Here is a 26,008-nt window from a genome sequence, read left to right on the forward strand (position 1 = left end):
TACGTATAATCAGGAGAGGCTGCCGCATGAAGCTGCACACTCGTGAATGGGGTTCGGGCGACCGCGTGGCCGTCCTCGTCCACGGCATCATGGCCGACTCGCGATGCTGGTGGCGGGTGGGCCCCGAGCTGGCCGCGCGCGGCTACCGGGTCATCGCCGTCGATCTCCCCGGCCACGGCGAGAGCCCTCGCGCCGACGCCTACCCGCCCGAGCTGTTCGCCTCGTCGCTGGCGGAGTCGGTGCCCGCGCGCCCCGAGCTGGCCATCGGGCACTCCCTGGGCGGCCTCACGCTCGGCCTCGCCGTCGAACGGCTCATGCCCGGACGGGCGATCTACTCCGATCCGGCCTTCCGTCTGCCGACGCTGGAGAGCGGCGCCCTGGAGTCGATGGCCGGCTTCACCGACGAGACCGGCGAGCTGATCGCCGCCCTGCACCCCGGCTTCTCGGCCGAGGAGGTGGCGGTCGAGGTCGAGATGCTCGCGCGCTGGGACCGCGGGTCGGCGCTGTCGCTCGTCGAGGCGTCGGGCATGGACTTCACGCCCGCTCCCGTCGTGCCGTCGCTGGTGCAGGTGGCCGACCCGAGTTTCCTGGTGCCGCCGGCGTTCCAGGAGGAGTTGCGGGGCAAGGGATTCGAGGTGCGCGTGGTCACGGGGGCCGAGCACACGATCCACCGCCACCTGTTCGAGGACTTCCTGGCGGGGCTGGAAGGCTGGATCAGACCCGCTGCCGCAGCTCGGTGAGGCGGCCGGCGACGTCGAGGCCCTTGCCGGCGGCCCAGGCGTCGTCGTGGTACGTCGCCAGGTGCCGCTCGGCCGCGTCGCCCACCAGCGAGACGATCGTGCCGCGCTCGCCCCTGGCCCGCATGCGCCCGGCCAGTTCGAGCGCGGCCCACAGCGCGGTGCCGGACGAGCCGCCCACCGGCAGCCCGGTGACCTCCCTGAGGTGCCTGGCCGCCGCCACGCCGGCCGCGTCGGGCACCGGCACCACCAGATCGACCAGCTCCGGCCGGAACCCGGGCTCCACGCGCGGACGGCCGATGCCCTCGATCCGCGAGGGCATGCCGGTGGCGTAGTCGGGCACGTCGAGGGTCCAGCCCGGGAAGTAGGCGGAGTTGTCGGGATCGGCGACCGCCACCCGGCAGCCGTGCTCCCCGGCCGCGGCGCCGAGCGTGGCCGAGGTGGCGCCGGTGGCGGCGCCGGTCACCACCCAGTCGGGACGGACCTGGGCGAACAGCTCTTCGGCCAGGTCGTGCGGCGTGGCCCGGCCGAACTGGTCGAGGTAGTGGCCCCCGACCGCCCTGGCCGCCTCCTGGGCCGCGTCGTAGATGGCCAGGGGCGGCGTCACGAACCTGCACTCGCCGCCCAGCGCCTCGACCGGGCGGGCCCGCGCCGGGTCGGGCGCGCCCGGCATGATCACGACGTAGGGCAGGCCGAGCCGCCGGGCGAACCACGCCTGCGCGACCGCCGCGTTGCCGCCGGCGGCCTCGACCACGGTGGTGCCCTCGGTGATCGAGCCGTCGAGCACGGCCCGCCGGAACAGCGCCCTGGCGTGCCGGTGCCGCAGGCTGCCCGTGGGGTGGCCGGACTCGTCCTTCAGCAGCAGGCGCACGCCAGGGACCCGGACGGGGAAGTCGATCAGCCTGGTCGGCGGCCCGGCGGCCAGCGCGTCGAGCGCGTCGAGCGCGCGCGTGCTCCAGCTCACCGGACCACCATGTCAGGACGGGCTCAGGAAAGCTCCACCTGTTCGCCAGGGGCGAGCAGCACGAACCGCTCCCCGAGCCCCGCGAACGCCTTCTCCAGCGTGTCCCTGCCCTGCGTGAAGTGCGCCCACTGCTCGAAGTGCAGCGGGACGACGTGCCGCGCGCCCAGGATGTCGGCGGCGGTGACGGCGTCCTCGCTGGTCAGCGTCAGGAAGCCGGCCACGAGGGGGGTGCGCGCGCCGCCCGCGAACAGCAGCGCCACGTCGATCCGCGGGAACCTGGCGGCCACGGCCCGTACGACGTCGAGCGAGGCGTTGTCGCCGCTCACGTAGACGGTGGGCAGGCCCTCGCCGCTGAGCACGAACCCGGTGACCTCGCCCGTCAGGTGCTCGGTCCCGTCGGGGCCGTGCTGGGCGGGCACGCCGGTCACCCGCAGCGGGCCGACCTCGGTCTCGCTCCAGTTGGGCAGGGCGCGCACCGGCTCGCCGACGCGCTCGGCCGCCGAGGCGGTGGACAGCGCCAGCGGGGCCGTGGCGAGGAACGCGCGGCCGGCGTCGTCGAGGTTGTCGGGATGCTGGTCGTGCGAGAGCAGCACGGCGTCCACCGGGCCCACCTCGTCGGGGCCGAAGGCGGGGCCGGCCGTCTTCTTGAGCACCCTGGCGCCGACCGGGTGGTCGCCCGGCGCGTCGAAGGTGGGATCCACCAGCAGCCGGACGCCGCCCAGCTCGATGACGGCGGTCGGACCACCGGCGTAACGAATCTTCATGTCCGTCAAGGACACGGAGGGACAGAAGGTTTATTCCGTACGCCGTTGAGCACCCGGGTCACCGTGCGGTGGCACAGGGCGCGGAAGTCGGGCTCGGCCATGCTCATCCGGCCGCTCAGGTACTGCTGGACCAGGCCCTGGGTGCTCGACGTGACCGCGAGCGCGGTCTCCAGCGGGTCGTCCTCGCGCAGCACGCCCGCGCGCATGCCCTCCTCGGCCAGCGCCACCACCACGCTGAACGGTGGGCCCTCCCCGTCGCGGAAGTCGTCGGGGAAACGGCGGGCCCGCGCCCAGGCGTCGGAGGTCAGGAAGTTGTACAGGTGGGGGCTGCCGAGCGCGAAGTCGAGGAAGTCGTCGAGCGCCGCCATCATGCGCTCCTCCACGTCGCCCGTGCCGGGCCTGCGGGTCCACGCCTCGGCCAGCTCGCGGGCGGCGGCGTCGGCGACGGCGCGCAGCAGGGCCTCCCTGTTGGGGAAGTGCCGGTAGATGGCCATGGCGGTGACGCCCACGGCCTCGCCGACCCGCCGCATGCTGACGGCGTCGGCGCCCTCCTCCAGCAGGATCTGCCGGGCCACGGCCTCGATGCGGGCCGCCGTCCCTCGCTCGCTCATGTTTACAGTGTATACAGACGGAGCGCCCCCGGAGCCCGCTCCGGCACGGCGGGCCGGCGGGGCGCCACCGGAGGCAGCCGGACGTACGGCGAGCCCGTGGCGGGCCTGGGATCGGGGTCGCCGGCGTTGGGCCACAGGGACATGGCCCGCTCGGCCTGCGCGGTGATGGTGAGCGACGGGTTCACCCCGAGGTTGGCCGACACCGCCGAGCCGTCCACTACGTGCAGCCCCTCGTGGCCGTAGACGCGGTGGTAGGCGTCGATCACGCCGGTCTCGGGCGAGTCGCCGATCACGCAGCCGCCGAGGAAGTGGGCCGTCGTCGGGATGTCGAACAGGTCGAGCCAGGTGCCGCCGGGCACCCCGCCGATCTCGGCCGCCGCGTGCCGGACGGCCTCGTGCCCGGCCGGGATCCAGGTCGGGTTGGGCTCGCCGTGGCCGCGGGCCGACCGCAGGCCCCAGCGGGTGCGCCGGATGGTGATCGAGTTGTCCTTGGCCTGCATGACCAGCGCGATGACGGTCCGTTCCGACCAGCGGCGCAGGTCGAGCAGCCGCAGCGCCTCCAGGGGCCGCGCGGCGATCTCCCGGAACAGCGCCGGCCACCGCGGCTGGCCGCCGTCCACGAGCAGGGTGCGCAGCAGGCCCATGGCGTTGGAGCCGTCGCCGTAACGCACCGGCTCGATGTGGGTCTCGGCGTCGGGGTGGATGGAGGAGGTGATGGCCACGCCCTTGTTGAGCTTCTCGCCGCCCGCCGACGTGCGCTCGAAGCCGAGCAGGGCCTCGGAGTTGGTCCTGGTCAGCGTGCCGAGCCTGGGCGACAGGCGGGGCAGGTCGCCGGTGGCGCGCAGCTTGTGCAGCAGGCGCTGGGTGCCGTACGTGCCGGCCGCGAAGATCACCTGCTTGGCCGTGAACGAACGGCGGCGCAGCGCCGACCCCGTCCGGCGGGCGACGACCCGGTAGCCGCCGGAGGGCAGCGGGCGCACCGAGGTGACCGTGCACTCGGCGTAGACCCGGGCGCCCGCCCGCTCGGCCAGGTGGAGGTAGTTCTTGACCAGCGTGTTCTTGGCGCCGTGGCGGCAGCCGGTCATGCACTGCCCGCACTCGATGCAGCCGCGCCGCCGCGGCCCCGCGCCGCCGAAGTACGGGTCGACGCCGTCCTCGCCGAAGTAGACGCCGACCGGGGCCAGGTGGAAGGTGTCGCCCACGCCCATCTTCTCGGCGACCCGGCGCATGACGTCGTCGGCGCGGGTGACGGTGGGGTTCGTGACCGCGCCGAGCATGCGTCTGGCCTGGTCGTAGTGGGGGGCCAGCTCCGCCTTCCAGTCGGTGATGCCGGCCCACTGCGGGTCGCGGAAGAACGGGTCGAGCGGCTCGTAGAGGGTGTTGGCGTAGACCAGCGACCCGCCGCCCACCCCGGCTCCGGCCAGCACCATCACGCCGGTGCCGCGCTCTCCGCGCAGCACGTGGATGCGCTGGATGCCCTTCATGCCGAGCCAGGGCGCCCACAGGAAGTCGCGCAGCTTCCACGAGGTGGCCGGCAGCGTGGACTCGTCGAACCGGCGGCCCGCCTCCAGCACGCCGACCTTGTACCCCTTCTCGCTCAGCCGCAGCGCCGAGACGCTGCCGCCGAACCCCGACCCGATGACCAGAACGTCGAACGTCACTTGATCCGCAGCTTCCGCATCGCCTTGAGGGTGCCGGCCAGGACGTCGGCCCACGTCTCGTACGTCAGGTCGAAGGGCGGCTCGAAGCCCAGCCAGGACGCCTGCGAGGCCACGGTCTTGGACTCGGTGTAGCGCAGCAGGCCCTCCGCGCCGTGCCGGCGGCCGAGCCCCGAGGCCTTCATGCCGCCCATGGGCGCGTCGTAGGAGGCGTAGGCCGAGCCGTACCCCTCGTTGATGTTGACCGTGCCGGCCTTGACGCGGGCGGCCAGGGCGCGGCCGCGGGCCGGGTCGGTGGTCCAGATGGAGGCGTTCAGGCCGTAGATGGTGTCGTTGGCCAGCTCGATCGCCTCCTCCTCCGAGTCGAAGGGGTAGAGGGCGACCACCGGCCCGAACGTCTCGTTGCGGCACAGGTCCATGTCGTCGCGCACGCCGGTGAGCACGGTCGGCTCGTAGAACAGCGGGCCGAGGTCGGGCCTGGCCCGGCCGCCGGTCAGCACGGTCGCGCCCTTGGCCACGGCGTCGTCCACGTGGGCGCTGACCGCGTCGAGCTGGCGTTGCGAGGTGAGCGAGCCCATCTGGACCGACCAGTCGTGGCCCGCGCCGAGCTTGAGGTTGCCGACCTGCCTGACCAGGCGCGCGGCGAAGTCGTCGAACACGGACGTGTGCACGTACAGCCGCTCGATGGACAGGCAGAGCTGGCCGGCGTTGGTGAAGCAGGCCCGGATCGCCCCCTGGACGGCGAGCGGCACGTCGGCGTCTTCGAGCACCACCATCGGGTTCTTGCCGCCGAGCTCCAGCGAGCAGCCGATGAGCCGCTTGGCCGCCTCCTCGGCGATCTTCCTGCCGCCCCTGGTCGACCCCGTGAACGCGACGTAGTCGGCGTCGTCGAGCAGCGCGTCGCCGATCTCGGCGGGCTCGCCCAGCACGACCTGCCAGATCTCGCGCGGCATGCCCAGCTCGGCCAGCAGGTCGATGGTCCACAACGTGGACATGGCCGTCTGGGTGTCCGGCTTGTGCACCAGCGCGTTGCCGGCCAGCAGCGCGGGCACGGCGTCGGTGACGCCGAGCGAGAGCGGGTAGTTCCACGGGGAGATCAGCGCGACCACGCCCTTGGGCTGGCGCAGCTCGGTCACCCGGGTGGCGCCGGGGAAGATGCCCTTGCGCGTGCGCGGCGCGAGCAGCCCGGAGGCCCGCCGGGCGTAGTAGAGGCTGCACCCGGCGACGTCGAGCACCTCCTCGAAGGCGTGCTTGCGGGCCTTGCCGGTCTCGTTCTGGACGATGTCGAGGATCTCGTCCCTGCGGTCGAGGATGGCGTCGTGCAGCAGCAGGAACGGTCTGGCCCGCGCCGCGGCGGGCCTGGCCGCCCACTCGGCCTGGGCGGCCCTGGCTCGCTCGTAGGCCAGGCGTACGTCGTCGGCCGTGGAAATGGGCAGCTCGGCGAGCGGCTCGCCGGTGAAGGGGGCGGTGATCTCCCGGGTCTTGCCGCTGGACGTGACGTGCATGCCCGAAGGATATTCCGCTTGGCTACCGGCGGGTAGTTTTTGCGGATTCGCGGGGTGGGGTCAGAATCCTCTTATGCCATCGTTCGCTCCGCTACGCCCGGGAGATCCGGCGAGTCTGGCCGGCATGGATCTCCTCGGCCGGCTTGGCGAGGGCGGCCAGGGCGTCGTCTACCTCGCGAAAGATCATTCCGGCGCGCACGTCGCCGTCAAGTGGCTGCGCCCCGACCTGTCCGGCGACGACGTGAGCGTCGAGCGGTTCCTGCGCGAGGTCCAGGTGGCCCAGCAGGTGGCGCCGTTCTGCACCGCGGCCGTCCTCGGCACCGGCGTCGAGCAGGACCGGCCCTACATCGTCAGCGAGTTCATCGAGGGCCCCTCGCTGCAGCGGGTGGTGCAGGAGGAGGGGCCGCGCACCGGGTCCACGCTGCACCGGCTGGCCATCGGCACCGCGACCGCGCTGGCCGCCATCCACCAGGCCGGCATCGTCCACCGCGACTTCAAGCCCGCCAACGTCATCCTGGGCGCGGACGGCCCGCGGGTGATCGACTTCGGCATCGCGCGGGCGCTCAACGCGACCTCGACGATCAGCAGCATGGTCGTGGGCACGCCGTCGTACATGCCGCCCGAGCAGATCATGGGCCACACCGCCGGGCCGGCGGCCGACATGTTCTCGTGGGCCAGCGCGATGGTCTACGCGGCGTCGGGACGGGCGCCGTTCGGCAGCGACACCATGCCGGCGGTGATCAACCGGGTCCTCAACCAGCAGCCCGACCTCGGCGTGCTCGACGGCGCGCTGCGTGACGTCGTGGCCGCGTGCCTGGCCAAGGACCCGGCGCAGCGGCCGACGGCCGAGCAGGTGATCATGCGCCTGCTCCAGCACCCAATGCCGGCGAACTCGCCCATCCTCGCCGCGGCCGCCGCCGAGGCCGTCCCGGCCGGGCCGGTAGTGGGCCCGATGACGGCGCCGCCGCAGCAGCACCCGCAGGGACCGCCCCAGGGAGCGCCCCACGCGCCGCCGCAGGGACCTCCACAGGGGCCTTCACAGGGGCCGCCGCAAGGGCCTCCGCAAGGGCCTCCGCAAGGGCCTCCGCACGGGCCGATGACGGGGCCGGTGCCGGGAGGCCCGCAGCCGTACCCGCAGCAGCAGTGGCACCCGCCCGGCCCGTACGCGCAGCCCACCCACCCGGGCGTGCACCCCCGGCGGCCGGCCGGGAAGAGCAGGGCGCCGCTGGTCATCGGGGCCACGCTGGGCGTCGCGTTACTCGTGCTGGCCGGGCTCGCCGTGCTCATCGCCAACAACAGGACGACCCTGGCCGCCGACGGCGGCGTCACGACGTCGGCGTCCGGCCGGCCGTCCGGGCGCAGCGTGCCGCCCGCCACGCCGTCGGTCACGGCGTCGGTCGCGCCGGTCGCCGTCCCCGAGGAGGGGCCGCGCAAGACGCTGCCCGGCGCCGCGATCGACCTCTACGAGAACACCTCCGACGCCATCGTCCTGACCTCCTACGAGATCTACGACAAGAAGAAGGACGACTGGATCGACCACGCCAGGGACTCGCTGCGCGGCCCGTTCCGCAAGTACGCCGGCAACTGGGAGTCGAACGTCTCCCCCGGCGGCCGCTACCTGGCCACCCGCGGCCGCAAGTACACCGACGACAACTACGACTACATCATCGTCAGCGACCGCCAGACGGGCGGGCGCACCACGATCAAGACCGTCCGCGGCCCGCTGATCGCCAGCATCCGCAGCTGGTCCGAGGACGGCTCCAAGATCCTGCTCAACATCGAGCGGAAGAGCGGCGACACCTGGACCTACCCCGGCTTCGTCATCGTGGACGTCGCCACGATGAAGGCGAAGACCGTCATGGTGGACGACTCCGCCGTCCGCAAGACCGCCTTCGGCTGGGACGGCGAGGGCACCGGCGTGATCAACGTCTTCGGCCCGGAGAAGAACCGCAGCCTGCGCTTCTTCGACGCCGACGGCAAGGCCACCCGCGACCTGCGCTCGATCGGCACGCTGCCCGCCGGCACCCAGGACGTCTTCTCCCCCTCGGGCGAGTCGTTCCTGTCCGACTGCCCCAACGGCAGCGACGGCGACACCTGCGTGTGGGACGTCAAGTCGGGCGACCGCACGCACAAGTTCACCTCCGACTGCGACAAGGTGCTCGGCTGGTACGACGACACCCACCTCTACTGCTGGGAGCAGGACAACAACACCAAGGACGAGATCCAGGTCGTCGACCTCAAGGGCACCCTGCTGCGCAAGATCCTCGACGTGCCCGGCGACGTCGACTTCAGCCCGGTCTTCACCGCCAACCCGGCCAAGGGCTCCTGAACCATCCGGCCCGCGCAGCCGTCATGGAGGTCATGAAGACGCTGTTCCGTACGGCCGTGACCGCCGCGGCCCTCGCCATGGCCGCCACGGCCTGCACCTCGGCGGCCACGGGCCAGGCGCCCGTGCCGAAGGTCACGCTCGACGCCGTCCGCCTGGTCGCCTACGACAGTTGCGACGACATGCTGTCGGGCCTGCGGGAGCACGCCGCGGAGAACGTCGGCCCGTGGGGGTTCGGCGGCCCGCAGATCATGTACATGGAGGACACCGCCGCCACCGCGCGGGCGAAGACCACCTCCAACACCCCGGAGCACTCCACCACGAACGTGCACGAGGCGGGCGTTGACGAGCCCGACCTGGTCAAGACCGACGGCAACCGGATCGTCACGGTCGTGGACGGCACCCTGCGGGTCATCGACACCGCGACCAGGAAGGTCACCGCGTCGCTCAAGCTCACCAAGAAGGACGAGCCGACCTTCACCCCCGCCGACCTGCTGCTGTCCGGCGACCGCGCGCTGGTGCTGTTCCGCGGCGGCGACATCATGGTGAAGTCCTTCGCGCCGCCCGGCGAGACCCGTTACGTCGTGGTCGACCTGGCCGGGCAGCCGAAGGTGCTCAGCACGATCCGGGCGCAGGGCTCGTACGTGGACGCCAGGATGATCGGCTCCACGGTCCGGCTCGTCACCCGCAGCCAGCCCGACATCACCTTCCCCGAGCCCAAGAACCCGGACGCCTCCGAGGCCGACCGCAAGAAGGCCAACCAGGACGTCGTGCGGCGGGCGCCGCTGTCCGCCTGGCTGCCCACGGTCGAGATCACCGGCGGGTCCGGCGCGGTCAAGAAGGACACGGTCAAGTGCGAGCGGGTCAGCCACCCCGCCGACTACACCGGCACCTCGCTGCTCACCGTCCACAGCATCGACCTGACCCAGGACGTCGCCGCGACCGGCACCGAGCCCATCAGCCTGGCCGCCGACGGCGACACCGTCTACGGCAGCGGCACGAGCCTGTACGTCGCCAGCAACCCCCGCTGGTGGTTCCCGGTGGTCACCGAGCCGATGCCGGTCGAGCCCGTGCCGACGGCCACCGACGGCGCCGCCCCGGCCGTCGAGCCCACCCCGAGCGACCCGCCCGTGACGAGCGACCCGCCCGTGACGAGCGACCCGCCCGTGACGAGCGACCCGCCCGTGACGAGCGACCCCGCCGTGACGAGCAGCGCCCCTGCCACGCCCGCCACGCCCACCGCCGAGCCCGTGCCCACTCCGACGGCGCCGCCTGAGGAGACCGAGGTCCACCGGTTCGACATCAGTGCCGCCGGCGCCCCCTCGTACGTGGCCTCCGGCAAGGTCCCCGGCCGCCTGCTCAACCAGTACTCGGTGTCGGAGTACGAGGGCCACCTCCGCGTCGCCACCACCCTCACCTCCCCCGACGGCAGGAACAGCGCCAGCAGCGTCTACGTGCTCGACGCCGCCACCATGGCCAAGGCCGGCGAGGTCGGCGGCCTCGGCAAGGGCGAGCGCATCTACTCGGTCCGGTTCATCGGCCCGGTGGGCTACGTCGTGACGTTCAAGCAGGTGGACCCGCTCTACACGCTCGACCTGCGCGACCCGGCCGCCCCCAAGGTGACCGGCGAGCTGAAGATCACCGGCTACTCGGCCTACCTGCACCCCGGCGCGGACGGCCGGCTGATCGGCATCGGCCAGGAGGCCAGCGACAAGGGCAGGACGCTCGGCACGCAGGTCTCGCTGTTCGACGTCGGCGACCCGGCCGCCCCGCGCAGGCTGTCGCAGCTCTTCCAGAAGGAGTCGGGCTCCGAGGCCGAGTGGGACCCGCACGCGTTCCTGTACTGGCCGAAGACCGGCCTGTCGGTGCTGCCGCTGATGACCCCCAAGGAGTCGGGCGCGCTCGTGCTGAAGATCGACGACTCGGCCGTCAAGAAGCTCGGCATGATCAAGCACCCCACGCACCAGGACAAGGACTACGCCTACCAGCCCGGCATCCAGCGCTCGATCGTCATCGGCGACGCCCTCTGGACGCTGTCCTGGGACGGCCTCCAGGTCAACGACGCCACGACGCTGGCCCGTCAGGCGTGGATCCCGCTGCGCTGACCCCCGTCGGGGCGGGTGGCCGGTCCGGCGGGCCGGTCACCCGCGCTCGGGCGCGACCACGGGCACGATCTCGGGGGCGCCCAGCCGGATGGCGTCGGCCTCCTGGTCGGAGTCCTGCTCCTGGGAGCGCCGTTCGGCCTCGACGCGCTTGGTGTAGTACTCCACCTCGCGTTTCACCTGTTCGGCGTCCCAGCCGAGCGGCCCGGCCAGCAGCTCGGCGGCCTCCTGCGCCACGGCCAGGCCGCGGTGGAAGGTCTCGATGGAGATGTGCGTGCGCCTGGTCAGCACGTCGTTGAGGTGCCTGGCGCCCTCGTGGGTGGCGGCGTAGACGATCTCGGCCCGCAGGTAGTCGTCGGCCCCGGCCAGCGGCCGGCCCAGCGACGGATCGTCCTCGATCAGCTGCAGCACCTCGTCGATGAGCGAGCCGTAGCGCTGGAGCAGGTGCTCGATGCGGGCGACGTGCAGGCCCGAGGTGTGGGCGAGGCGGTAGCGGGAGTTCCACAACGCCTGGTAGCCCTCGGCCCCGGCCAGCGGGATGCGGTCGGTGCACGAGCGCGGCACCCGCTGGTCGAGCCCGTGCGCCACCGCGTCCACCGCGTCGCGGGCCATCACCCGGTACGTCGTGTACTTCCCGCCGGCGATCATCACCAGCCCCGGCACCGGATGCGCCACGACGTGCTCGCGCGACAACTTCGACGTCTCGTCGGACTCCCCCGACAGCAGCGGGCGCAGCCCGGCGTAGACGCCCTCGACGTCGTCGCGGGTCAGCGGCACCGACAACACGGCGTTGACGTGGTCGAGCAGGTAGTCGATGTCGGCCCGGGAGGCCGCCGGATGGCCCTTGTCGAGCGTCCACTCGGTGTCGGTGGTGCCGATGATCCAGTGGCGGCCCCACGGGATCACGAACAGCACCGACTTCTCCGTGCGCAGGATGATGCCGGTGCGGGAGTGGATGCGGTCGCGCGGCACCAGCAGGTGGATGCCCTTGGAGGCCCGTACGTGGATCTGGCCGCGGCCGCCGACCAGCTCCTGGATGTCGTCGGTCCACACACCCGTGGCGTTGACGACCTGCTGGGCGCGTACGTCGAACTCGGCGCCGGTCTCCAGGTCGCGCGCCCGCACGCCGGTGACCCGCTCGCCCTCCCGCAGGAACCCGACCACCTGGGCGCGCGGCGCGACCCGGGCGCCGTACGTGGCGGCGGTGCGCAGCATGGTCATCACGTAACGGGCGTCGTCGACCTGGGCGTCCCAGTACTGGACGGCGCCGGTGAGCGCGCTCTTCTTCAGCGCGGGGGCCAGCCGCAACGCCCGTGACCTGGACAGGTGCCGATGGCCGGGCACCCCGCGGGTGAGCCCGGAGGCGAAGCCGAGCGTGTCGTAGAGCGCCACGCCGGCGCCCACGTAGCCGCGTTCCCAGCCGAAATGGGTCATCGGGAACAGGAACGGCACCGGCCGGACGAGGTGCGGCGCCAGGCGCTGGAGCAGCAGCGCCCGCTCCTGCAGCGCCTCGCGCACCAGGTCGAAGTTGAGCTGCTCCAGATAGCGCAGGCCACCGTGGATGAGCTTGGACGAGCGCGACGAGGTGCCGGAGGCGAAGTCGCGGGCCTCCAGCAGGGCCACGTCGAGGCCCCGGGTCGCGGCGTCGAGCGCGGTGCCCGCCCCCACGACGCCGCCGCCGACCACGACCACGTCGAACTCCTGGGCGGACATGTCCGCCAGCGCCGCCGCGCGCTCGGTGGGCCCGAGCCGGGCCACGCTCCTACCCGCCGTCATCATCTCCCCTTGCGTCGTCTGCGTCAGTACCTACCCGTACGCCCGGTTCCATGTAACGCAGGGACGGCTCAGGCGCGTACGACCTTGACGCCCGCGTCGGTGAGCCGGCCGGTGAGCTCGTCGGACAGCCGCTCGTCGGTGACCAGCGTGTCGATCTGCTCGATCGGGCAGATGCGGGAGAAGGCCCGCCGGCCCACCTTGGAGGAGTCGGCCACCACCACGACCTGGGCGGCCCGGCTGATCAGCAGGTTGTTCACGCTGGCCTCGCCCTCGTGGTGGGCCGAGGCGCCCAGCTCGACGTCGATCGCGTCGACGCCGAGGAAGGCCACGTCGAGGGTGACCTGTTCGAGCACGCCCGAGGCCAGCGGCCCGATCAGCTCGTACGACTGCTGCCTGGCCACCCCGCCGGTGACCACGATCTTGACGTGCTGCCGCACGGTCAGCTCGGCGGCGATGTTCAGGGCGTTGGTGACGATCGTGAATCCGCTCTCCAGCGTGGACAGCGTGGCGAGGGTGCGGGCCAGCTCGGAGGTCGTGGTGCCGCCGTTGAGCCCGACCACGGCGCCCGGGCTCACCAGGTCGGCCGCCGCGGCCGCTATGCGGTGCTTCTCGTCGGCGTGCCTGGCCGTCTTGTAGCGCAGCGGCAGGTCGTAGCTGACGCTCTGGGCGACGGCCCCGCCGCGCGTGCGCATGAGCATCTGCTGCTGGGCGAGCTGGTCGAAGTCACGCCGGATCGTGGCGGTCGAGACGTCGAGCGCCTGGGCGGCCTCCTCCACCGACAGCCTGCCCTCCTGGGCGAGCAGCTCCAGGATGGCGTTCCAGCGATCGTAGCGGGACACGAAGCCTCCAATGAGATCCGGACGGGATCAAGCGTGGCACAGGCAGGCAGGTGAGAGCGACCACTGCACAAAACTGCGCTTTTACTGTATAAAAAAGGCAGAAACAAACACCAACGGGGAGGAACGTGGTGACCACCCATACCGAAGCCGAGATCGAGTCCCAGCCGTCCTGCTGGCGCCGCGCGGTGGCCGACGTGCCTGCGGGCGCGCTGCCCGAGCCAGGCGAGCGGGTGGCCGTCGTCGGCTGCGGCACGTCGTGGTTCATCGCGATGGCCTACGCCACGCTGCGCGAGCGGGCCGGCCTGGGCGAGACCGACGCGTTCGCCGCGTCCGAGGCGCCGGTCGGCCGCTCCTACGACAGGGTGCTCGCGCTGACCCGCTCCGGCACCACCACCGAGGTGCTGGAACTGCTGTCCAGGACGAGCGCCCGCACGACGGCCATCACCGCCGACCCGAAGACGCCGATCATGACGGCCGCCGACGAGGTCATCGTGCTCGACTACGCCGACGAGACGTCCGTCGTGCAGACCCGCTTCGCCACCACCCAGCTCGCCATGCTCCGCGCCAGCCTCGGCGAGGACCTGACCGGCGCGATCGCCGACGCCGAGCGGGCCCTGGCCGAGCCGCTGCCCGCCGGGCTCGTCGAGGCCGAGCAGTTCAGCTTCCTCGGCAGCGGCTGGTCGGTCGGCCTGGCCCAGGAGGCCGCGCTGAAGATGCGCGAGGCGTCCCGGTCGTGGACGGAGGCGTACCCGGCGATGGAGTACCGGCACGGCCCGATCAGCATCGCGGGCCCCGGCCGCGTCACGTGGATGCTCGGCACCGCCCCGGAGGGCCTGCGCGAGCAGGTCGAGGCGACCGGCGGCACGTTCTTCGACAGCGGCCTCGACCCCATGGCCGAGCTGGTGCGCGCCCAGCGGGTGGCGGTCGCGCGGGCCTTCGCCCGTGGGCTGAACCCCGACGAGCCCATGCACCTCACGCGATCTGTGATCCTTTCTTCATGAGCCTTACTCTCGCCGACGCCCGGATCGTGACCCCCGAAGGGGTGCACGAAGGGTGGCTGACCATCGAAGACGGCCGCATCACGCATGTCGGCCACGGATCGGCCCCCAGCCCCGGCCTGAGCCTCGGGGGGCGGCACGTCGTCCCCGGGTTCGTCGACATCCACAACCACGGCGGCGCGGGCGGGTCGTTCCCCACCGGCGACCAGGACAAGGCCCGCGACGCCGTGGCCCTGCACCGGCGGCACGGCACCACCACGATGATGGCCAGCCTGGTCACCGACGCGCTCGACGAGCTGTCCAGGGCCGCCTCCTCGCTGGCCGAGCTGTGCGAGGAGGGGCTGCTGGCGGGCATCCACTTCGAGGGGCCGTACATCGCCAAGGCCCGCTGCGGCGCGCACAACCCCGCCCTGCTGCGCGAGCCGTCGCCGCAGGAGCTGTCGGCGCTGGTCAAGGCCGCGCGCGGGCACGCGCGCATGGTCACCGTCGCCGCCGAGCTGCCCGGCGGCCTCGACACGATCCGCACGGCCGTCGGCGAGGGCCTGATCGCGGCGCTCGGCCACAGCGACGCCGACTACGACCAGGCCATCGCCGCCATCGAGGCGGGCGCCACCGTCGCCACCCACCTCTACAACGCGATGCCGCAGCTCGGCCACCGCGCGCCCGGCCCGATCGCCGCCCTGCTGGAGGACGAGCGCGTCACGGTCGAGCTGGTCAACGACGGCGTCCACGTGCACGCGGCGATGTTGCGCCTGGCCTACGAGGTGGCCGGTCCCGGCCGGACGGTGCTGATCACCGACGCGATGGCGGCCACGGGCCTCGGCGACGGCGACTACGTGCTCGGCCCCATGCGGGTGCGCGTGACCGACGGCGTGGCCAGGCTGGTCGAGGGCGGCTCGATCGCGGGCTCCACCCTCACCATGGACGCCGCCTTCCGCCGCGGCGTGCGCGAGCTGGGCATGTCCCTGCCGGACGCCGTCCAGGTGGCCTCGCTCACCCCCGCCAGGGTGCTCGGCCTGGCCGAGGAGATCGGTTCGATCGCCGTCGGCAAGGCGGCCGACCTGGTGGTGCTCTCCGGCGAGCTGGAGGTCGACGGCGTGATGAAGAACGGCGACTGGATCACGGAGCCCTGATGATCATCACCGTGACGCTCAACGCCGCGCTCGACGTGACCTACGAGGTCCCGTCCGTCGCCTGGGACGGCGTCAACCGGGTCGGCGCCGTCCACCGGCGGGCCGGCGGCAAGGGCGTCAACGTGGCCCGCGTGCTGGCCGCCCTCGGCCAGGAGGTCCTGGTCACGGGGCTGGCGGGCGGGCCCACGGGCCGCGCGATCGAGCACGACCTGCGAGCCGCGGGGCTGCCCGCAGCGCTGACCGGCATCGCCGCCGAGTCCCGCACCACGCTGGTGGTCTCCGAGCCGGGCGCGGCCACGCTGTTCAACGAGCCCGGCCCCGAGGTGACGGCGGCCGAGCTGGCCGCGTTCGTGGAGCGGTACACCTCGCTGCTGGCCGGCGCCGACGCGGTGGTGGTCTCCGGGAGCCTGCCGCGCGGCGTCCCCACCGACTTCTACGCGACGCTGGCCGCCGCCGCCGCCCGCGCGGGCGTGCCGGCCGTCGTCGACGCCGACGGCGACCCCCTGCGGCACGCGCCGGAGGGCCGTCCTGCCGTCGTCAAGCCCAACGCCGAGGAACTGGCCAGGGCGGTTCCCGGCGGCACGCCCGAGGAGGGCGCCCAGGCGCTGCGCGAGCGTGGGGCCGAGGCCGTGGTCGTCTCCATGGGCGCCGACGGGCTGCTCGCGGTGACGGGCGAGGGCACCTTCCGGGCGCGGATGCCCTACACCGTGCGGGGAAACCCGACCGGGGCCGGCGACTCGCTGGTCGCGGGGCTGGCGCTGGGCCTGGTCGAGGGCTCCCCGTGGCCCGACCGGCTGCGGCGGGCCGCGGCGCTGGGCGCGGCCGCCGTGGCCGCGCCGGTCGCCGGCGACTTCGACGGCGAGGTCTACGCCGACATACACCCCCAGATCGTCATCACGTAAGGAGCTCGTCATGGCCCTCGCCGGAATAGGCGACATCGTCCGGCAGTCCCCCGCAGGGGTGGGCGCGTTCAACGTGATCCAGTTGGAGCACGCCACCGCGATCGTGGCCGGCGCCGAGGCGCTCGGCCTGCCGGTCGTGCTGCAGATCAGCGAGAACTGCGTGCGCTACCACGGCGCGCTCGAACCCGTCGCGCTGGCCGCGCTGGCCGTCGCGCGCCGCGCGGAGGTGCCGGTCGCGGTCCACCTCGACCACGCCACCGACCGCGCGCTGGTGGAGGAGGCGGTCGCGCTGGGCCTCGGCTCGGTGATGTACGACGCCTCCGCCCTGCCCGACGAGGAGAACGTGGCGGCCACGGCCGAGGTGGCGGCCTGGTGCCACGAGCGCGGCGTCTGGGTGGAGGCCGAGCTCGGCGAGGTCGGCGGCAAGGACGGCGTGCACGCGCCCGGCGCCCGCACCAAGCCGCACGAGGCCGTCGACTACGTCGCCAGGACCGGCGTCGACGCGCTCGCCGTGGCCGTCGGCACCTCGCACGCCATGACCACCAAGGACGCCGTGCTCGACCTGGAACTCATCGCCGAGCTGCGGGCGGCGGTGCCGGTGCCGCTGGTGCTGCACGGCTCGTCCGGCGTGCCCGACGACGTGCTGCGCGAGGCGGTGGCCAGCGGCATGAAGAAGATCAACATCGCCACCCACCTGAACAAGGCGTTCACCCGGGCCGTACGCGACTACCTGGCCCACGACGAGCGGGTGGTCGACTCCCGCAAGTACCTCAACGCCGGCCGCGACGCCGTGGCCCGCGAGGTGAGTCACCTGCTGGGCGTGCTCACCGGCTGAGCTCCTTGCGCATCACCACGGCCGACCGGCCGTCGAGGTCGGCCCGGCCGATCTCGGCGTAGCCGAGCGAGGTGTAAAGCGCGATGTTCGAGGCCATCCTGACGTTGGTGTAGAGGCGCAGGGCGGGCAGGCCGAGCCGGGCGGCCTCCCGCTCGGCGTAGGCCAGCAGCCCCCGGCCGATGCCCCTGCCGTGCAGGTCGGGCCGCACCGCCACGTTGTCCACCAGCAGCGTGCTTTCCTCGGGGATGAGCACGACCAGCCCTTCCAGGCCGTCGGTGACGTGCACCCGGCCGGCGGCGATGAGGGCCGCGTAGTCGGCCTCCATGGGCAGCGGCCGGGTGCCGATGATCTCGGCCCATGGCTGGTAGGCGTCATGGACGAGTTGCTCGACGGCGGCCCTGTCGGCCTCCTGCGCCAGTCTCATGCCCCCAATGATCGCAGCACCCTGTCGACCTGACGATCGAAGGTGCCGGGTGGGTTGCGCGGGCTGTCGTGCGAGAGCAGGAACAGCCAGATCAGGCTCTGCAGCCTGCGGCAGTCGCGCAGCCGGCGCGCCTGCGGCCCGCTCAGCTCGAACCGGTCGGCGATCTCCACCTCGCCGTCCACCCACATCGAGACGTGCTCGGCCAGCTCGGCCAGCTCGAAGGCCAGGTCGCTGCGCCCGGAGTCCTCGAAGTCGACGATGCGCACGCGTGTGCCGTCCCACAGGAAGTTCGCCAGGTTGCCGTCGCCCGCCCCGAACACCGGCCGGACGCCCGACTCCCCCGGACGCCAGCCCGCCAGCCAGCGCAGGCCCTCCCTGACCGCGTGGTCGGCCCGCGGGCCGCGCGGCCGCCAGGCGCCCAGCCATTCCCTGACCTGCCCCGCGACCGCCTCGGCCTGCCACGGGCGCACCGGGACGGCCGCCAGCACGCCCGGCGGGACGGCCTCGTACAGCTCGGTGAGCGCCGCGGCCATGGCGGCCAGGGGCGCCTGCCCGGCGGCCAGGCCGCGCAGGGGCACGCCGTCGATCCTGGTCATGCGGACGACGCCGTCCTCGAAGGCGATCGGCCGCGGGGACAGGCCCGGGGCGTGCTCGGCCAGCAGGGTGAGCGCCCGCCACTCGCGCTCGGCCGCGCCCGCCTTTCCGTCGATGTAGCGCTTGGTGACGACGTCGCCGTGGATGTCGAGGACGTGGGTGTGTACGAGATCGGCCATGCCACGGCAGGATACGGCCTGCCTCAGAAGCTCGCGCCCGTCACCACGGCAACGGCTCGCCGTCGCGGAAGAAGCCGCCGGCCGGCCCGTCGTCGGGCAGGTCCGCCGCCCACAACACGCTCCGCGCGCCCTCGGCGACCGGCCGCCCGCCGGGGCCGCCCATGTCGGTCGCCACCCATCCCGGGCAGACGGCGTTGACCAGGATGCCGTCCCCGCGCAGCTCGGCCGCGAGCATCCTGGTCAGCGCGTTCAGCGCGGTCTTCGACACCGTGTACGCGGGCGTGCCGCCGCCCATCGAGGCCAGCGAGCCGATCTCGCTGGAGACGTTGACGATCCGGCCGTGCGCGCTGCCGCGCAACAGCGGCAGCAGCGCGAGCGTGACCCGCCAGGCGCCCAGCAGGTTCGTCTCCAGCGCCTCCGACACCACGCCCAGGTCCGCGTCGCTGGCCCGCTGCCAGGTGTCGTAATGGATGGCGGCGTTGTTGACCAGCACGTCGACCCGCCCGTGGGTCTTCTCCAGCTCCCGCGCCAGGTCGGCCGCCGACCGCTCGTCGGCGACGTCGAGCCGCCGCGCCAGCACCTCGCCGCCGATCCCGGCCGCCGCCTCGGCGGCCTTGCGCTCGTCCCTGGCGGTCAGCACCACCGTGTCGCCCGCCGCCGCGAGCTGCCTGGCCACCTCCAGCCCGATCCCCCGGTTGGCCCCCGTGACCACGCACACCCGGTCCATCTCACGTCCCCCTCAACGTCGCGCGCCTGCGGCGCAGGAACTCCCGCTCGACCTCGTTGCCCGCACGGGCGATGGCCTCGCCGTACGCCCGCGCCGCCTCCTCGTCGCGTCCCAGCCGTCGCAGCAGGTCGGCCCGTACGGCGTGGAACAGGTAATAGCCTGTCACCTCCAGCCCCTCCACCAGCGCAAGCCCCGCCTCGGCGCCCTCCGCCTCGGCCACCGCCACCGCCCGGTGCAACGCCACGACCGGCCCCGGCGTGAACGCCAGCAGCAGGTCGTAGAGCTGGACGATCTGCCGCCAGTCGGTCTCCCCCGCGCTCGCCGCGTCGCCGTGCACGGCGTTGATCGCGGCCTGCACCTGGTAGGGCCCCGGCCGCCCCCACCGCAGGCAGCGCCGGACGATCGCCTGCCCCTCCTCGACCAGCGCGCGGTCCCACAGGGCGCGGTCCTGCTCGGGCAGCGGCACCAGCTCGCCGCCGTCCCCGGTGCGCGCCGCCCGGCGCGACCCAACCAGCAGCATCAGCGCCAGCAGGCCCCACACCTCGGGCTCGTCCGGCATCAGCTCGGCGAGCAGGCGGCCGAGCCGGACGGCCTCCGCGCACAGGTCCTCGCGCACCAGCCGCTCGCCCGAACTGGCCGTGTAGCCCTCGTTGAAGATCAGATAAATCACCGCCAGCACCGCGCGCAGCCGGTCGGGCAGGTCCGCCGCCGCCGGCACCCGGTACGGGATCCCCGCCTGCCGGATCCTGCTCTTGGCCCGGACCAGCCGCTGGGCCATGGTCGCCTCGGGCACCAGGAACGCGTGCGCGATCTCGGCCGTGGTCAGCCCGCCGAGCAGCCGCAACGTGAGCGCCACCCGCGCGTGCGGAGCGAGCGCCGGATGGCAGCAGGTGAAGATCAGGCGCAGCCGCTCGTCCCGTACGGGCCCCTCCTCCGCGGGCTCGTCCCGGGCGTGCAGCAGCGCCGCCTGCACGTACTTGTCGTGACGGCCCGACTCCCTGCGCAGCCGGTCGACGGCCCGGTTCCTGGCGGTCGTGATGATCCAGCCGGCCGGGCTCGGCGGCGGGCCGGCCTGCGGCCACTGCCGCAGCGCGATCGCGAACGCCTCCTGCACCGCCTCCTCGGCGACGTCGATGTCGCCGAACACGCGGACGAGCACCGCCACCGCCCGGCCGTACTCCTCCCGGAAGGCCCGTTCGACCTCATCGGACATCCTGCGACCACCTCGCCGGCACGTGCGTCACCCTTGCATGTCCTACACGAACGGCGGTGTCCCGATTCGACACGGCGAGCCGGCAGAGCCCCCGTAAAGCACTCGGTTCCGGCGGGCAGTTGAGGACCCCCGGAAAGCACTCGGCTCCCGGAGGCCGCAACCCCCGGGAGCCGTCGCGGACGTCGGTCGGCCGCCGCCTCAGCGCTGGATCGGCGCGACAACGACCTCGACCCGCTGGAACTCCTTGATGTCGGAGTAGCCGGTGGAGGCCATCGTGCGCTTGAGCGCGCCCATCAGGTTCATCGAGCCGTCGGCCACGCTGGAGGGGCCGTGCAGGATCTGCTCCAGCGTCCCGACCGTGCCGAACTCCACGCGACGGCCGCGCGGCAGGTCGGGGTGGTGGGCCTCGGAGCCCCAGTGGAAGCCGTGGCCGGGGGCCTCGGACGCCCTCGCCAGCGGCGAGCCCACCATGACGGCGTCGGCCCCGCACGCGATGGCCTTGGCGATGTCGCCCGAGGTGCCCATGCCGCCGTCGGCGATCACGTGCACGTACCGGCCGCCGGACTCGTCCATGTAGTCGCGGCGCGCCGCGGCCACGTCGGAGATCGCGGTGGCCATCGGCACGGCCACGCCCAGCACGTTGCGGGTGGTGTGCGAGGCGCCGCCGCCGAAGCCGACCAGCACGCCCGCCGCGCCCGTGCGCATCAGGTGCAGCGCCGCGGTGTAGGTGGCGCAGCCGCCGACGATGACCGGCACGTCGAGCTCGTAGATGAACTGCTTGAGGTTGAGCGGCTCAGCGCGGCCCGAGACGTGCTCGGCCGAGACGGTGGTGCCGCGGATGACGAAGATGTCCACGCCGGCGTCGATCACGGCCTTGTGGTACTGGACCGTGCGCTGCGGCGACAGGCGGACGGCCGTCGTCACCCCGGACGCCCGGATCTCCTCGATCCGGCGCCCGATCAGCTCCTCCTTGATCGGCGCGTTGTAGATCTCCTGGAGCCGCCGGGTCGCGGCCGCGGCGTCAAGGGCGGCGCACTCCTCCAGCAGCGGGGACGGGTCTTCGTAGCGCGTCCAGAGCCCTTCGAGGTCGAGGGGGGCCAGGCCGCCGAGCCGGCCGATCTCGATCGCGGTGGCGGGCGAGACCACGCTGTCCATGGGGGCGACGACGACGGGCAGCTCGAACCGGTAGGCGTCGATCTGCCAGGCGATCGACACCTCCTCCGGGTCACGGGTGCGTCGCGAGGGCACGAGCCCGATCTCGTCGAGCGCGTACGCCCTCCGCCCGGTCTTGCCCCGGCCGATCTCCACCTGCTGAGTCATGAACTTACCTTCTGTGATAGTTCGGAGCTTCCACGGTCATCTGGATGTCGTGGGGGTGGCTCTCCTTGAGGCCCGCTGCCGTGATCGGCATGAGCTCGCAGTCGGTGTGCATCTGCTCGATCGTGCGGCAGCCGGCGTACCACATGCCCTGGCGCAGCCCGCCGATGAGCTGGTGGGCGACGGCCGCGACCGGCCCGCGGTAGGGCACCTGGCCCTCGATGCCCTCGGGGATGTACTTGTCGTCGCCGCCGACGTCGGCCTGGGCGTAGCGGTCCTTGCTGAAGGAGGTGCCGCCGCGCTCGCGGTTGCGCACCGCGCCGAGCGACCCCATGCCCCGGTACGACTTGAACTGCTTGCCGTTGATGAAGATCAGCTCGCCCGGCGACTCCTCGCAGCCGGCGAGCAGCGAGCCCAGCATGACCGTGTCGGCGCCGGCCGCGATGGCCTTGACGATGTCGCCCGAGTACTGGAGGCCGCCGTCGCCGATCACCGGCACCCCGGCCGGGGCGCACGCCTTGGACGCCTCGTGGATGGCTGTGACCTGCGGCGCGCCCACGCCGGCCACCACGCGGGTGGTGCAGATGGAGCCGGGGCCGACGCCGACCTTGACCGCGTCGGCGCCCGCGTCGACCAGCATCTGGGCGCCCGCCCTGGTCGCGATGTTGCCGCCGATGACCTGGACCTTGCTGTTGGCCTTGAGCTTGGCAATCATGTCGGCCAGGCCCTTGGAGTGACCGTGGGCCACGTCGACGACGACGACGTCGACCCCGGCCTCGATCAGCGCCTTGGCCCGCAGCTCCGCGTCGCCGCCGACGCCCACCGCCGCGCCCACCAGCAGGCGGCCGTCGGCGTCCTTGGTGGACAGCGGGTACTGCTCGCTCTTGGTGAAGTCCTTGACCGTGATCAGGCCGCGCAGCCTGCCGTCGGGGTCGACGAGCGGAAGCTTCTCGATCTTGTTCTGCCGCAGCAGCGCGAACGCGTCGTCGCGCGAGACCCCCACCGGCGCGGTGACCAGCGGCATCTTGGTCATGACCTCGCGTACGGGACGGGTCTGGTCGGTCTCGAAGCGCATGTCGCGGTTGGTCACGATGCCGACCAGCGTGCCCGCCACGTCCGTCACCGGCACGCCGGAGATCCGGTACGTCGCGCACAGCCGCTCGACGTCGGCCAGCGTGTCGTCGGGGCTGCAGGTCACCGGGTTGGTCACCATGCCGGCCTCGGACCGCTTGACCAGATCGACCTGCTGGGCCTGCTCCTCGACCGACAGGTTGCGGTGGAGGATGCCGATGCCGCCCTGACGGGCCATGGCGACCGCCATGCGGGCCTCGGTGACGGTGTCCATGGCCGCGGAGATGAGCGGGATGGACAGCGTGATGTCCCGTGACAGACGGGATCTGGTGTCGGCCTCACCTGGTTGGAGATCGGAGTAGCCGGGCACCAGCAGCACGTCGTCGAAGGTCAAACCCATCTCGGTGAACTTGGACATGCCTCGGCCCCCTCCTGACCTCTGCGCTGATTGACCTAAGTCTAGGGCCTGCCTCCAAAACGCAACGAAGCCGGGAGCACGACGGCCCCACGCCCCGTCGTGCGCCCGGCCTCGCCGTCCGGAACGCGCAAAGTGCAGGGGGATGGGACGGTCGGTGATCCGTCCCATCCCCCGGCCACCGGCACCCAGGCCTGGCGGCGTGTTCACGCCACCGAACCCCCCTCCGCGTCCTGATGGCGGCTGCCGCAAGGCCCCGCTTCAGGGTGCCGACGCTAGGTAAAGCCTGCGTCACTCAACGGCACGACGCAATGTGAAAACGTGCAATTGCACGAAGTTGCACGTTCCGCCGACGATTCCGCGGCAAGCCCCGGACACGCAGGCGGTACGGGGTTATCCTCGCGGCACGCCCGTGTCCCCCCGACGGAGCCGCCCATAATGCGTAATCAGCCCAGGCGCGTTGCAGAGCCCTTCGAGACGCTGGGGCTCGACCCGGCGCAGACCGCCCTTTACACGGCGCTGCTACGCCTGCACAGGGCCACGCGCACCGACCTCGCCCAGGCCATGGACGGCCCCGTCGAGAAGGTCGGCCGCCAGCTCGACGACCTGGTCAGGCTGGGGGTGGTCGACGAGCAGTCCGGCGAGTACCTGGCCAGGCACCCGGCGGCGGCGCTCGGCCGGGTCATCGCCGAGCGGCTCGACCGGCTGGCCGAGGAGAGCCGCCGGATCGACTCCGCGCTCGGCTCCATCCGCGGCCTGATCCACGACTACGACGCCGGCCGCGATTATCAGAGCGGCACATTCCCGGTGGAGATGGTGAACGGCGCGGACGTCCTCTACGAGAGCGTCGTCGGCATAGCCGTGCAATCGCCGCCCATGGAGTTGTTGACCGCAATCCCGGACGAGCGCACAATGGCAGATTTTGTTCGTAAATTTGCGGACCCATGGATTGATGCGCAAAAACGGCAACTTCTTACCGTTCAGGCGATCATTCCGGTCTCCACGCTGAGCCTGCCGGGCGTACGCGAGCAGCTCACCCGGCTCCTCGACACCGGCGGCAAGGTACGCACGCTCGACCGGGTGCCGAGCTGGTTCATGACGGCCGGGCCCGAGGTCGCCGGCCTGCCCGCGCTGTGGGGCGGCAACCTGCCCGACCACGCCTACAACTTCTACCTGGTGCGCACGCCGATCGTCGTCGGCATGCTGCGCTCGCTGTTCCAGGAGCTCTGGGGCCGGGCCGTGCCGCTGCCCTGGGGGCGCAGGGGCGACGGCATGGTCCAGGTGCTCCGCCTGGCCGCGCAGGGCGTGTGCGACGACTCCATCGCCCGCCAGCTCGGCGTCTCGGTCCGCACGGTGCGCGCGAGGTTCGCCGACGCCATGGCCGAGCTGGGCGCCCAGTCGCGCTTCCACGCCGGTGTGGAGGCCGCCAGACGGGGATGGCTCAGCTAATACTCTCCGCCGGGGCCGCTTCGGTCATATGGTGGGAAGGTGCTGGAAGACGTCCCCCGCGACCCGTTCGCGGACGACCCGAACGACCCGTCCTCGGCGATGGGCGCTCTCGACGACGCCGAGCCACTCACCGCGGCCGAGCGCGACGAGGCCATCACCGACCTGGCAGACGTCGAGGTCTTTCGCTCCCTGCTCGAACCGCAGGGGGTGCTGGGCCTCGTGCTCGACTGTCCCGAGTGCGGCGAGCAGCACTTCTTCGACTGGGAGCTGCTGCGCGGCAACCTTCGCCAGATGATCGAGAAAGGCCAGCCCCAGGTGCACGAGCCGGCCTTCCACCCCGACCCCGCCGACTACGTCAGCTGGGAGTACGCCCGAGGCTACGTCGACGGCGTCATCGACACGGAGGAGCGCCGCTGATCGACTTCCTCCGAGACATCGTCCAGCAGCGCGCCCAGCAACCGCACCGCAGGGTCGGACGAATCCCGCGCCCGGCCCCGCGCGACCGCGTCGAGCAGCTCGTCGGTCTGGAGAAGCGCATGGAACTCGTCCTCCGGCGTCAAGCCGACTCCAGCTCGGCCATCTGCCGCAACCTGGCCAGCGCCCGATGCTGGGCTACGCGGACCGCACCTGGTGACATGCCGAGTACATTACCGGTCTCCTCGGCCGACAGCCCCGACACCACCCGCAACAGCAGCAACTCCCGCTGGTTGTCGGGCAGCCTGGCCAGCAGCCTGCGCGCGTGCTCGACCTCGATGTAGCGGACCACCGTCTCCTCGGGCCCGGGGCCGTCGTCGGGCCCGTCGGGCAGATCCTGGGTGGGCACGGCCGAGCGCACCGAACTGCGCAGCGCGTCGGCCACCTTGTGCGAGGCGATCCCGAACACGAAGGACGCGAAAGGCCGCCCCATGTCCCGGTATCGCGGCAGCGCGGACAACACCGCGATGCACACCTCCTGGGCTACGTCATCGGCAATGTGATATTGCCCTGAAACCCTGCCCAGCCTGGCGCGGCAATACCGCACCACCATGGGACGCAACTCCCCGAGCAGGGATTCGATCGCACTGCGATCTCCCTGCACGGCGAGGCTCGTCAGTTCCCTAAGGTCGGAGTCATCCGTCCGTGCCGGAAGTCTCGACGCGAGCCTTACCCCAATTTTGGCGTCGGCGACGCTTCCCTCGCTCACGATAGGCATGATGCCCGCACTGATCCGGCCTGTCCCCCTGGCGAACGGCTACGGATTGGTCACATTGAAGCGACGATAACTAGCAGTAATCGACTGACCACACTAAGCCTGATGAGCTGACATAATGTTTCACTCGATAAGCCGAAATGCAAGACAATTGCCAGACCCCGACGCTTAACCCGCACTGCCGGTTTACTCCAATAATCCACCTCTTCCCCCTTTTTCCCCGCCCCCACCCCCTTCCACCCCACAAGCCCCACCCACATTTCCAAGCCCCCAAAACCCA

Annotated in this window: 24 protein-coding genes; 9 read left to right on the top strand and 15 right to left on the bottom strand. The window is 72.3% G+C overall.

All coding sequences use genetic code 11. The features are described 5' to 3' along the window. The first annotated feature begins 26 nt into the window (after window positions 1-26). Window positions 27-740 (top strand): alpha/beta fold hydrolase, encoded by a 714-nt coding sequence (locus AB0J76_RS11190; protein WP_352318725.1) that lies wholly within the window; start codon window positions 27-29, stop codon window positions 738-740. Here AB0J76_RS11190 and AB0J76_RS11195 read toward each other — a convergent pair. From AB0J76_RS11195 to AB0J76_RS11215, 5 genes are read right to left on the bottom strand one after another with little or no spacing between them, the layout of a single operon-like run. After that, window positions 715-1,701 (bottom strand): pyridoxal-phosphate dependent enzyme, encoded by a 987-nt coding sequence (locus tag AB0J76_RS11195; RefSeq protein WP_352318723.1) that lies wholly within the window; start codon window positions 1,699-1,701, stop codon window positions 715-717. The genes AB0J76_RS11190 and AB0J76_RS11195 overlap by 26 nt on opposite strands. Before the next feature lie 23 nt (window positions 1,702-1,724). Further along, window positions 1,725-2,465 (bottom strand): MBL fold metallo-hydrolase, encoded by a 741-nt coding sequence (locus AB0J76_RS11200; RefSeq protein ID WP_352318722.1) that lies wholly within the window; start codon window positions 2,463-2,465, stop codon window positions 1,725-1,727. Between the two features lie 5 nt (window positions 2,466-2,470). Next, window positions 2,471-3,076 (bottom strand): TetR/AcrR family transcriptional regulator, encoded by a 606-nt coding sequence (locus AB0J76_RS11205; protein ID WP_352318720.1) that lies wholly within the window; start codon window positions 3,074-3,076, stop codon window positions 2,471-2,473. Window positions 3,077-3,078: 2 nt separating this feature from the next. Continuing rightward, complete coding sequence (locus AB0J76_RS11210) at window positions 3,079-4,737, bottom strand: GMC family oxidoreductase (protein ID WP_352318718.1); 1,659 nt, start codon at window positions 4,735-4,737, stop codon at window positions 3,079-3,081. Then, window positions 4,734-6,239, bottom strand: coding sequence for a succinic semialdehyde dehydrogenase (locus AB0J76_RS11215; RefSeq protein WP_352318716.1), 1,506 nt, complete (start codon window positions 6,237-6,239; stop codon window positions 4,734-4,736). Before AB0J76_RS11215 ends, AB0J76_RS11210 begins: the two co-directional genes overlap by 4 nt. A gap of 124 nt (window positions 6,240-6,363) precedes the next feature. On the opposite strand from AB0J76_RS11215, the gene AB0J76_RS11220 reads away from it, so the two are divergent. Then, window positions 6,364-8,568 (top strand): WD40 repeat domain-containing serine/threonine protein kinase, encoded by a 2,205-nt coding sequence (locus tag AB0J76_RS11220; protein WP_352318715.1) that lies wholly within the window; start codon window positions 6,364-6,366, stop codon window positions 8,566-8,568. A 32-nt stretch (window positions 8,569-8,600) separates the two neighbouring features. Continuing rightward, window positions 8,601-10,670 carry a beta-propeller domain-containing protein gene (locus tag AB0J76_RS11225; RefSeq protein WP_352318713.1) on the top strand — a complete coding sequence of 690 codons (2,070 nt, stop codon included), beginning with the start codon at window positions 8,601-8,603 and terminating at the stop codon, window positions 10,668-10,670. 36 nt (window positions 10,671-10,706) lie between these two features. Here AB0J76_RS11225 and AB0J76_RS11230 read toward each other — a convergent pair whose 3' ends face one another. Further along, complete coding sequence (locus AB0J76_RS11230; protein ID WP_352318791.1) at window positions 10,707-12,443, bottom strand: glycerol-3-phosphate dehydrogenase/oxidase; 1,737 nt, start codon at window positions 12,441-12,443, stop codon at window positions 10,707-10,709. A 68-nt stretch (window positions 12,444-12,511) separates the two neighbouring features. Further along, window positions 12,512-13,282: a DeoR/GlpR family DNA-binding transcription regulator gene (locus AB0J76_RS11235; protein WP_352318712.1), complete on the bottom strand. Its 771-nt coding sequence runs from the start codon at window positions 13,280-13,282 to the stop codon at window positions 12,512-12,514. Window positions 13,283-13,410: 128 nt separating this feature from the next. Between AB0J76_RS11235 and AB0J76_RS11240 the strand changes: the two genes are divergently transcribed. From AB0J76_RS11240 to AB0J76_RS11255, 4 genes are read left to right on the top strand one after another with little or no spacing between them, the layout of a single operon-like run. Then, window positions 13,411-14,283, top strand: coding sequence for an SIS domain-containing protein (locus AB0J76_RS11240; protein WP_352318710.1), 873 nt, complete (start codon window positions 13,411-13,413; stop codon window positions 14,281-14,283). Continuing rightward, complete coding sequence (nagA, locus tag AB0J76_RS11245) at window positions 14,280-15,413, top strand: N-acetylglucosamine-6-phosphate deacetylase (protein ID WP_352318709.1); 1,134 nt, start codon at window positions 14,280-14,282, stop codon at window positions 15,411-15,413. The genes AB0J76_RS11240 and nagA overlap by 4 nt, the downstream gene beginning before the upstream one ends. Next, a complete protein-coding gene (locus AB0J76_RS11250) occupies window positions 15,413-16,315 on the top strand; it encodes a 1-phosphofructokinase family hexose kinase (protein WP_352318707.1) in 903 nt (300 codons plus the stop codon). Before nagA ends, AB0J76_RS11250 begins: the two co-directional genes overlap by 1 nt. Window positions 16,316-16,325: 10 nt before the next feature. Next, on the top strand, window positions 16,326-17,150 hold the full coding sequence (locus AB0J76_RS11255; RefSeq protein WP_352318705.1) for a class II fructose-bisphosphate aldolase: 825 nt from the start codon (window positions 16,326-16,328) through the stop codon (window positions 17,148-17,150). Here AB0J76_RS11255 and AB0J76_RS11260 read toward each other — a convergent pair. The 6 genes from AB0J76_RS11260 to guaB all read right to left on the bottom strand — a co-directional run bounded on the left by AB0J76_RS11260 (window position 17,140) and on the right by guaB (window position 23,093). Next, window positions 17,140-17,574 carry a GNAT family N-acetyltransferase gene (locus AB0J76_RS11260; protein ID WP_352318703.1) on the bottom strand — a complete coding sequence of 145 codons (435 nt, stop codon included), beginning with the start codon at window positions 17,572-17,574 and terminating at the stop codon, window positions 17,140-17,142. The two genes, AB0J76_RS11255 and AB0J76_RS11260, sit on opposite strands and share 11 nt — an antisense overlap. Continuing rightward, on the bottom strand, window positions 17,571-18,347 hold the full coding sequence (locus AB0J76_RS11265; protein ID WP_352318701.1) for a phosphotransferase: 777 nt from the start codon (window positions 18,345-18,347) through the stop codon (window positions 17,571-17,573). Before AB0J76_RS11265 ends, AB0J76_RS11260 begins: the two co-directional genes overlap by 4 nt. A 40-nt stretch (window positions 18,348-18,387) precedes the next feature. Next, window positions 18,388-19,074: an SDR family NAD(P)-dependent oxidoreductase gene (locus tag AB0J76_RS11270; RefSeq protein ID WP_352318699.1), complete on the bottom strand. Its 687-nt coding sequence runs from the start codon at window positions 19,072-19,074 to the stop codon at window positions 18,388-18,390. Between the two features lies 1 nt (window position 19,075). Next, on the bottom strand, window positions 19,076-20,287 hold the full coding sequence (locus AB0J76_RS11275; RefSeq protein ID WP_352318697.1) for a sigma-70 family RNA polymerase sigma factor: 1,212 nt from the start codon (window positions 20,285-20,287) through the stop codon (window positions 19,076-19,078). Between the two features lie 198 nt (window positions 20,288-20,485). Next, complete coding sequence (locus AB0J76_RS11280) at window positions 20,486-21,607, bottom strand: GuaB3 family IMP dehydrogenase-related protein (RefSeq protein ID WP_352318695.1); 1,122 nt, start codon at window positions 21,605-21,607, stop codon at window positions 20,486-20,488. Window positions 21,608-21,611: 4 nt separating this feature from the next. Next, entirely contained in the window at window positions 21,612-23,093 is a 1,482-nt protein-coding gene (gene guaB, locus AB0J76_RS11285; RefSeq protein WP_352318693.1) for an IMP dehydrogenase, read from the bottom strand. A gap of 435 nt (window positions 23,094-23,528) precedes the next feature. Here guaB and AB0J76_RS11290 point away from each other — a divergent pair, with 435 nt between their 5' ends. Together AB0J76_RS11290 and AB0J76_RS11295 are read left to right on the top strand one after the other, a co-directional pair. Beyond that, window positions 23,529-24,539 carry a LuxR C-terminal-related transcriptional regulator gene (locus AB0J76_RS11290; RefSeq protein WP_352318691.1) on the top strand — a complete coding sequence of 337 codons (1,011 nt, stop codon included), beginning with the start codon at window positions 23,529-23,531 and terminating at the stop codon, window positions 24,537-24,539. 39 nt (window positions 24,540-24,578) lie between these two features. Further along, window positions 24,579-24,956, top strand: coding sequence for a DUF5319 domain-containing protein (locus tag AB0J76_RS11295; RefSeq protein ID WP_090930411.1), 378 nt, complete (start codon window positions 24,579-24,581; stop codon window positions 24,954-24,956). On the opposite strand, the gene AB0J76_RS11300 is transcribed toward AB0J76_RS11295, so the two are convergent. Further along, complete coding sequence (locus AB0J76_RS11300; RefSeq protein WP_352318689.1) at window positions 24,917-25,099, bottom strand: hypothetical protein; 183 nt, start codon at window positions 25,097-25,099, stop codon at window positions 24,917-24,919. The genes AB0J76_RS11295 and AB0J76_RS11300 overlap by 40 nt on opposite strands. Further along, window positions 25,096-25,731, bottom strand: coding sequence for a sigma-70 family RNA polymerase sigma factor (locus AB0J76_RS11305; protein WP_090930520.1), 636 nt, complete (start codon window positions 25,729-25,731; stop codon window positions 25,096-25,098). Before AB0J76_RS11305 ends, AB0J76_RS11300 begins: the two co-directional genes overlap by 4 nt. Window positions 25,732-26,008 lie beyond the last annotated feature (277 nt).

This window comes from Nonomuraea sp. NPDC049624 (assembly GCF_040675255.1).
GTDB lineage: Bacteria > Actinomycetota > Actinomycetes > Streptosporangiales > Streptosporangiaceae > Nonomuraea.